The 7,702-nt window shown below is 70.2% G+C and carries 8 protein-coding genes; 2 read left to right on the top strand and 6 right to left on the bottom strand.

Annotated features, from left to right (window positions below):
* A partial coding sequence (locus tag ACWDS7_RS24325; RefSeq protein ID WP_451931133.1) for a LacI family DNA-binding transcriptional regulator occupies positions 1–339 on the top strand: 339 nt, incomplete at its 5' end.
* On the opposite strand, the gene ACWDS7_RS24320 is transcribed toward ACWDS7_RS24325, so the two are convergent.
* The 6 genes from ACWDS7_RS24320 to ACWDS7_RS24295 all read right to left on the bottom strand — a co-directional run bounded on the left by ACWDS7_RS24320 (position 323) and on the right by ACWDS7_RS24295 (position 7,081).
* Entirely contained in the window at positions 323–1,318 is a 996-nt protein-coding gene (locus ACWDS7_RS24320; RefSeq protein WP_451931132.1) for a LacI family DNA-binding transcriptional regulator, read from the bottom strand. The two genes, ACWDS7_RS24325 and ACWDS7_RS24320, sit on opposite strands and share 17 nt — an antisense overlap.
* Positions 1,319–2,743 (bottom strand): GH1 family beta-glucosidase, encoded by a 1,425-nt coding sequence (locus tag ACWDS7_RS24315; RefSeq protein ID WP_451931131.1) that lies wholly within the window; start codon positions 2,741–2,743, stop codon positions 1,319–1,321.
* Complete coding sequence (locus tag ACWDS7_RS24310; protein ID WP_451931130.1) at positions 2,740–3,591, bottom strand: carbohydrate ABC transporter permease; 852 nt, start codon at positions 3,589–3,591, stop codon at positions 2,740–2,742. The genes ACWDS7_RS24315 and ACWDS7_RS24310 overlap by 4 nt, the downstream gene beginning before the upstream one ends.
* The gene (locus tag ACWDS7_RS24305; RefSeq protein ID WP_451931129.1) at positions 3,588–4,559 is read right to left on the bottom strand and encodes a carbohydrate ABC transporter permease; all 972 of its coding nucleotides are present in this window, start codon (positions 4,557–4,559) and stop codon (positions 3,588–3,590) included. Before ACWDS7_RS24305 ends, ACWDS7_RS24310 begins: the two co-directional genes overlap by 4 nt.
* A 112-nt stretch (positions 4,560–4,671) precedes the next feature.
* Complete coding sequence (locus ACWDS7_RS24300) at positions 4,672–5,976, bottom strand: ABC transporter substrate-binding protein (RefSeq protein WP_451931128.1); 1,305 nt, start codon at positions 5,974–5,976, stop codon at positions 4,672–4,674.
* 334 nt (positions 5,977–6,310) lie between these two features.
* On the bottom strand, positions 6,311–7,081 hold the full coding sequence (locus ACWDS7_RS24295) for an SDR family NAD(P)-dependent oxidoreductase (protein WP_306866643.1): 771 nt from the start codon (positions 7,079–7,081) through the stop codon (positions 6,311–6,313).
* A 160-nt stretch (positions 7,082–7,241) separates the two neighbouring features.
* On the opposite strand from ACWDS7_RS24295, the gene ACWDS7_RS24290 reads away from it, so the two are divergent.
* Positions 7,242–7,616: an FKBP-type peptidyl-prolyl cis-trans isomerase gene (locus ACWDS7_RS24290; RefSeq protein ID WP_306866640.1), complete on the top strand. Its 375-nt coding sequence runs from the start codon at positions 7,242–7,244 to the stop codon at positions 7,614–7,616.
* The last annotated feature ends 86 nt before the right edge of the window (positions 7,617–7,702 follow it).

The raw sequence follows: 7,702 nt of genomic DNA, 5'->3' as shown, positions 1-7,702 counted from the left end.
GTCGGCGACTTCACCCGGGAGTCCGGCGCGGTCGCGATGCGCCAGCTCCTGGCCGACGACCCGGGGCTGGACGCGGTGTTCGTGGCCAACGACCTGATGGCGCTGGGCGCGCTGCGGACACTGCGCCGGGCGGGCCGGGAGGTCCCCGGCGACGTCGCCGTCGTCGGCTTCGACGACATCCCGGCCGCGGCCTACGCCGACCCCCCGCTGAGCACCGTCCGGCAGCCGACCGTGGAGATGGGACGGCGGCTGGCCCGCATGGTGCTGAAGCAGGAGGAGGGGACCCCGGTGGTGCTCCCCACCGAACTGGTGGTGCGGGAGTCTACGAGGAAGTCCTGACGACGAGCTCCGTGGGCATGATCAACGGGTCGGTGGGGCCGTCCTCCAGGAGGCCGAGCAGCAGTCGGACCATGGCCACGGCCTGCTCCGCGTGCGGGTTGCGGACGGTGGTGAGCGGCGGGTCGGTGTAGCGGGCGGCCTCGATGTCGTCGAAGCCGACCACGGCCACGTCGTCGGGGATCCGGCGCCCCGCCTGCCGCAGCGCGTGCATGGCACCGATCGCCATCAGGTCGTTGGCGGCGAACACCGCGTCCAGCTCCGGGTCGTCGGCCAGGAGCTGGCGCATCGCGACCGCGCCGGACTCCCGGGTGAAGTCGCCGACCGCGATGATGGAGCGGCGGTCGGAGTCGTGGAGCACCTGCCGGTAGCCGGCCAGCCGGTCCTGGCCGCCGATCATGTCCAGCGGCCCGGCGATCGTGGCGATCCGCCGCCTCCCCCGCTCCAGCAGGTGACGTACGGCGGTGGCCGCGCCGCTCACGTTGTCGCTGTCCACGTACGGGATGGCGACCGGCACCGCGGGCCTGCCGTACGAGACGACCGGGACGCGCAGCCGGGTGAGCGCCACGGGCAGCGGGTCGGCGCCGTGGCTCGACACGAGCATGACGCCGTCCACGTGACCGCCGGCGATGTAGTGCTCCACCCGGGCGTGACTCTCCGGCGACCCGGCCAGCAGCAGGACGACCTGCATGTTGACGGCCTCCAGCTCGATGCTGGCCGAGCGGATCACGGTGGAGAACATCGGGTCGTCGGAGAACACCCGGTTCGGGGGCTCCGAGACGACCAGCGCGATCGAGTTGGTCCGCTGGGTGACCAGGTTGCGGGCCGCGCCGTTGGGGACGTAGCCCAGCTCGTTCACCGCCCGCAGCACCACCTCACGGATGTCCGGGGTGACCGTGGTCTGGCCGTTCACCACCCGGGAAACGGTCGACCGGGAGACCCCGGCACGGGCGGCGACCGCCTCCAAGGTGGGTCGTCTCATCTAATCCCCCAGCAGTCCGTTCCGCTTGATGACCTCGCGGTACCACAGCGCGCTGTCCTTGAGCAGGCGCCGCTGCGTGGCGAAGTCGACATGCACGATGCCGAACCTACGCCGGTAGCCCTCGGCCCACTCGAAATTATCCAGCAGCGACCAGACCAGATAGCCCCGCACGTCCGCGCCCTCCGCGATCGCGGCGTGCACGGCGCGCAGGTGGCCGTCCAGGTAGCCGGTCCGGCCGGCGTCGTGGACGCGGCCGTCCTCCACGACGTCGTCGAAGGCGGCGCCGTTCTCGGTGACGACCAGGCCGACCCCGGGATAGTCGTCGGCCAGCCGCAGGAGCAGCCGGGACAGCCCGTTGGGCACGATCGGCCAGCCCATCGCGGTGACCGGCACGTCGACCGTGCGGAACCGGACGTCCTCGCTGCCCGGCCATGCCGCGTCGGCCGCCTCGCCGGGCCCCGACTCCACCACGCACGGGTTGTAGTAGTTGATGCCGATCGTCTCGATCGGCTGGTTGACGGTCCCGAGGTCGCCGTCGCGGATGTGCGCGAGGCCGCCGTTGCGCTCGGCGATCGCGAGCAGCTCCGCGGGATACTCCCCGCGCAGCGCGGGGTCGAGGAACTGCCGGGTGAGCAGGGCGTCGATCCGCCTGACCGCCTCGGCGTCCGCCGGTGACGGCACCGCCGCGGGGTCGTTCACCTGCGCCGGCGTGATCACCGGTGCGAGGTTGAGCACCAGCATGATCTCCTCGGCTCCCCCGGCGCGGAGCACCTGGGCTGCCAGCCCGTGCCCCAGCAGCAGGTGGTGGGCCGCGCGCAGGGCGGCGGCGGGATCCCGCCTGCCCGGCGCGTGCACCCCGTTGCCGTAGCCGAGGAAGGCGGCCACCCACGGCTCGTTCAGGGTCGTCCAGTGCTGGACCCGGTCCCCCAGCCGCCCGTGCACGGCCCGCGCGTAGTCGGCGAAGCGGTGGGCGGTGTCCCGCTCGGGCCAGCCGCCGGCGTCCTCCAGGGCCTGGGGCAGGTCCCAGTGGTAGAGGGTGGCGTACGGCGTTATCCCGGCCTCCAGCAGCCTGTCGACCAGGCGGCTGTAGAAGTCCAGGCCACGGGGGTTGATCCGGCCGGTGCCGTCGGGCTGGACGCGGGGCCAGGCGACGGAGAAGCGGTAGGCGCCCAGGCCCAGCTCGCTCATCAGCCGGACGTCGTCGGCGTAGTGGAAGTAGTGCTCGCAGGCGACGTCGCCGGTGTCGCCCCCGGCGACCTTGCCCGGCGTGCCGGAGAAGGTGTCCCAGATCGACGGCAGCCTGCCGTCCTCCTTGACCGCGCCCTCGATCTGGTAGGACGCGGTGGCCGCGCCCCAGACGAACCCACGGGGGAAGTCCGCGCGGCCCTCCGTGAGGACCGCCCCCCGAATGCCGACGACGGTCATCCCTTCACCGCTCCTTGCATGATTCCTCCGATGATCTGCTTACCGAGCAGGGCGAACACCACGACCAGCGGCAGGGTGCCGAGTGTGGTGCCCGCCAGGCCGAGCACGTAGTCGTTGACGTATCCGCTGGCCAGTGTCGACAGGGCGACCTGCACCGTCGGGTCCTCCGGGGTCAGGACGACCAGGGGCCAGAAGTAGTCGTTCCAGACCGACATGAAGGTGAGCATGCCGAGCACGGCCGCCGCGGGGCGGGCGACCGGGAGCACGACGTGCCAGAACAGGCCCCAGGTGGTGCAGCCGTCGACCCGGCCGGCCTCCAGCAGCTCGGTCGGCAGCGCCCGGGAGAGATACTGCGTCATGAAGAACACGCCGAACGCGTTGACGAGCGCGGGCACGACCAGCGCGTACATGGTGCCGGTCCACTCCAGCTTCACCATCAGCATGTACAGCGGAATGATGCCGAGCTGGGTCGGCACCATCATGGTCGCCACGGTGATCAGGAGCAGGGCGTTCCTGCCGCGGAAGCGCAGCTTGGCGAAGGCGAAGCCGGCCAGCGTGGAGAAGAACATCACCGCGAGCGCGACGGAGCCGGAGACCAGGACGGAGTTGACCATCGCCAGGGCGAAGGGGACGGTGTCGAACACGCGGGCGACGTTGGCGAAGAAGTTGCCGCCGGGCAGCAGCGGCGGCGGGACCTCCGCCAGGGCCGCGTTGTCGCGGGAGGCCACCACGACGCTGTAGTAGAGCGGCAGCATCGAGAAGAACGCCACCGCCGCCAGGGTGAGATAGGTGAGCCTGCGGGCGGCGCCGGAGCGCCGGGCCGTGGAGACAGCGGCGCGGGCGCTCACGTCAACCCTCCCTTCGCGCGGCGGGTGATCAGATAGTTGACGCCCGCGACCAGGACGATGAAGACGAACATCATCCAGGAGATGGCCGAGGCGTAGCCGAAGTCGAGCTTGGTGAAGTTCTCGTAGATGAACAGCGAGAGCGTCTGGTACTGCCGGTCCGGCCCGCCGGAGACGCTGTAGGAGCCGAACAGCAGCGGCTCGGCGAGGATCTGCATGGCACCGATCGTGGAGGTGATGACGACGAAGACGATGGTGGGCCGGATCATCGGGATGGTGATCTTGCGGAGCTGGGTGAACCCGCTCGCGCCGTCGAGGGTGGCCGCCTCGTACAGCTCGCGCGGTACGGCCTGCATGGCCGCCAGGAAGATGAGGGCGTTGTAGCCCGTCCACCGCCACATGATCATGACGGAGATGGCCGTGTGGGAGGTCAGCACCCCCTCGTTCCAGGCGACGCCCCCGACGCCGAACCAGGACAGCATCCAGTTGATCATGCCGAAGTCACGGCCGAACAGCTGGCTGAAGATGACGACCACCGCGACCACACTGGTCACGTTGGGCAGCAGCAGCGTGATGCGGAAGAAGGTCTGCGCCCGCAGCGGCCGGTTGAGCAGGTGGGCCAGCCAGATGGCCAGCAGCAGCTGCGGGGCGGTGGACAGCACCCCGATGGACAGGGTGTTGAAGGTGGCGTTCCAGAAGTAGTCGTCGGCCAGCAGCGTCCTGAAGTTGTCCAGGCCGACGAAGGTCTGCTCCTCCGACAGCAGGGTCCACTCGTGCAGGCTCACCCAGGCGGTGTAGGCCAGGGGGAACAGCCCGAACGCGGAGAACAGCAGGAAGAACGGGGCCACGTAGGCGTACGGCGAGCCCTTGACGTCGAGCTGGTGGACCAGGCGGCGGTGGAGACGGTGGCGAGGGCCCACCGGCCTGTCGGGTGGGACCGCCGCCAGGCGATCCGGCGCGCGGGTGGCCATGGCAGCTCCTTTCGGCGATTGGTCGGGGCGGGGGGCGGACGGCCCGCCGTGGGCGGGAAGGGCGGTGAGCGGGTGGCCGGCCGGGGCGGGACCAGCCGGCCGGAAGGGCGGGCTACTTGATCCTGCTGACGTCCTTCAGCACCTGCGTCCAGGCCTCCTCGGCGCTCTGCTTGCCCTGCTCGACCCGCTGCAGGCCGTTGTTGAAGGCCTGCAGGATGTCACCGGCCTTGGGGCCCACGCGCTGCGGCTTGAGCGCCTTGGCGGCGCTGGTGAAGATCTTGCCGATCGGCGCGTTGCCGAAGTAGGGGTTGACGAACTCGGTCACCGCGGGGTCGTCGTACAGGGCCGGCAGCGACGGCAGCGCGCTGGCCTCCTTGAAGAGCTTGATCTGGGTGTCCTTGCTGGTCAGCAGGTCGATCAGCGCAGCGGCCTCCTTCGGGTGCCTGCCCTGCTTGGGCAGCATCAGGTGGGTGCCGCCCTGGTTGCCGCCGCCACCGGGGACCGCCGCGATGTCCCAGGCGCCCTCGCCGGGCTTCTGGTCCTTGATCGTGCCGGTCTTCCAGGCCGGGCAGACCATGGTGGCGAAGGTGCCCTTGGCGATCCCGGTGTTCCACGGCGGGGTGAAGGCGGCGAGCTCGGCCGACAGGCCGCCATCGATGATCTTCACGGCCATGTCGTAGGCCTTGCGCACCTCCGGGTTGGTCCCGGCGATGATGTTGTACTGGTCGTCGTAGTAACCGGTCGGGGCCTGCTCGACCATCGCGCGGAAGTGCTCGCCCGGACCGTCGGTGAACTTGGCGCCGTCCACCTTCGCCGCGACGAACTTCTTGCCCGTCTCGATGTACTGGTCCCAGGTCGGCCAGAGCGCCGACACCTCGTCACGGTCGGCGGGCAGCCCGGCCTTCTTGAACAGGTCGGGGCGGTAGCACATGGCCAGGCCGCCGACGTCGGTGCCCAGCCCCATCAGCGAGGAGCCGTCGTTGGAGACGCCCAGCCGCCACTTCCAGTCCAGGTATTCGCTCTGGCGCCTGTCCAGGCCGTAGTCCTTGAGGTTGTGGAACTTGCCGGGCACAGGGGTGAAGGCGCCGATGTAGCCGCCCTCGACGGCCACGATGTCCGCGGCGCCCGCGCCGGTGGTCAGCTGCGTGATGAGGTTGGTGTGGTGGTCGTTGAACTGCGCGCGCCGCTCCACGATCTCCACGTTGGGGTGGGACTTCTTGAACTCCTCGTACAGCGGCGCATAGTGGAAGTCGCTGAACAGCCCGACGGTCAGCTTGATCTTCTCCGCCGGCGCCCCGGAGGCCGTCCCGCCGCTCGCGGTGGCGCCACCGCTGTCGCCGCCGCAGGCGGCGAGGCCCATGGCCAGCGCGGGAACGACGGCCATCGAGGCGAGGAGCCGGTGGCGTAGCTTGCGCATGGAACCCTCCCAGGGTCCTCATAAGTGATCATGAAGAGAGCGCTCCCTGAGCAGATTGATGGCAGTGGAGTTACCTGTCAACGGCATCCCGGATAACGATCACTGTTACCTGTCCGGCCATAACTGGAGAGCGCTCTCCCGAATATCGCGACGTTTTCCCAGGTCAAATGGGGTGTAAAAGCCTCATTACAAGATCTATGGAGCGCTCCCAGCAAAGGTCGGCCATATTGACGTCGCGCTGCGGCCATATTTCACGACCTTGGGGGCGGGCCTTGACCGCCCTGGAGACTGCGGCCACTCTGCTCTTGCAGAGAGCGCTCCCCGACGTTTCCGATCAGGGCCCGGTGCGCCGCCAGCCCCCCGCGGCGTGGATGCCGCCGTCCACGTGCAGGGTGGTCCCGGTGACGAACCCAGCCATCTCGCTCGCCAGGAACACCACGGCGGCCCCGGCCTCCGCGGGGTCGCCCAGATGGCCGAGCGGCGGCAGCCGTACCGGCTCGAAGGGCAGCGGGTCCGCCGCCATGCGCTCCCGCACGGCCTCCTCTCCCCCGGTGGGGAGCGCGTCGGGCGCGACGGCGTTGACCCGGATCCTCCGAGGAGCCAGCTCCAGCGCGAGCGAGCGGGTCAGGCTCTCCACGGCCGCCTTCATCGCGGCGTAGACCGCGAACCCGGGCGCGGCCTGATGCGCCTCGCTGGAGGTGACGTTGACGATCGACGCCCCCGGCGCCATCAGCGGCAGAAACTGCCTGATCACAGCGGTCACCTGGGTGAAGTTCTCCGCGATCAGCGTGCTCTCGCCCCGCGGGGAGGTCTCGGCGAAGGCCGCGTGGAAGGTCCCGCCGGCATTGTTGACCAGCACGTCCACCCGCCCGAACCGCTCCCGCACCGCCTGGCCGAACACCTCCAGCGCGACCGGGTCCCGCACGTCCATGGTCATCGTGAGCGTGTCGAACCCGTCGATCGGATCCCGGTCGCACAGCGCCAGCTCCGCGCCGAACTCCCGCAGGCTCTCCGCGATCGCCCGCCCGAGCCCCCGCGCCGCACCGGTGACGACCGCGACCTTCCCGGTGAGGAGGATCTCCTCCGGGGTGTACGGCTTGCGCATCCCACCTCCACGGGTCCCCTTGGGAGATCTCCACGGGTCCCCTCGAGAGTACGACGCCGGGGCCGTCGCGTCCCTCCGCCTCTCATACGGCCGCCGGACCCCGTAGAGTCGTCCGGCCGGTCGGAAATAGGCCGGCACGTATCCGATCAAGGAGAGCCACGTGGCACTGGAGAAGCCGGAGATCGACTTCCCGGAGGGCGACGCGCCCACCGAGCTGCAGATCGTCGACATCGTCGAGGGGGACGGCCCGGAGGCCAAGCCGGGGCACCAGGTCAGCGTGCACTACGTCGGCGTCGCCTTCTCCACCGGCGAGGAGTTCGACGCTTCGTGGAACCGCGGTGACACCTTCGAGTTCCAGCTGGGCGGCGGCCAGGTCATCGCGGGCTGGGACCAGGGTGTCGCGGGCATGAAGGTCGGCGGCCGCCGCCGCCTCACCATCCCGCCCCACCTCGGCTACGGCAACCGCGGCGCGGGCGCCCGCATCAAGCCGGGCGAGACGCTCATCTTCGTCGTGGACCTGCTCGGCGTCAGCTGACGTCCCCGTGACGGGCCACCCCGCTGCCAGGGGTGGCCCGTTCCCCGTGGCTGGACCGCTCCGGAAAGCGGAGCTCCACTCTCCCG

This window comes from Streptosporangium sp. NPDC003464 (assembly GCF_053588315.1).
This window is presented reverse-complemented; position numbering and strand designations above follow the sequence as displayed.